This is a genomic window from Tritonibacter sp. SIMBA_163, assembly GCF_046535935.1.
Taxonomy (GTDB): domain Bacteria; phylum Pseudomonadota; class Alphaproteobacteria; order Rhodobacterales; family Rhodobacteraceae; genus Epibacterium; species Epibacterium scottomollicae.
Window position 1 is genome coordinate 1 of record NZ_JAWJBP010000405.1, and the last position, 274, is coordinate 274.

Genomic DNA, 274 nt, shown 5'->3' on the forward strand with positions numbered 1-274 from the left:
ATCGATAAACCCCGCTGAAAAGTCGTCCCACTCTTCCCATATCTCAGGCTTTGCATCAGAGCCTCCGCCATGGGTTCCGACAATAAAAGCGGGCAGAAAATGAGCTTTAGTAGCTTTTTCTTGCAGCTCCGCTAAACGCGGGGCGGCCCCTCGAGCATCTTGATTATTCACCAGGTCAAAGCGCAGCTGTCGCAGTAGCCGCTCTAAATCCTTCAGTTCATCCTGGCGCCAGATAACCGCTTCGCGCTCACTGCTAAACGGTGTGTCGTCAATT

1 protein-coding gene is annotated in these 274 nt (G+C 52.6%); it reads right to left on the minus strand.

Features of this window, described 5'->3' with window-relative positions; translation table 11 throughout:
• Positions 1-274 (minus strand): cytochrome c (locus tag R0J92_RS22910; RefSeq protein WP_411053359.1); only part of this gene is annotated, 274 nt, incomplete at both ends.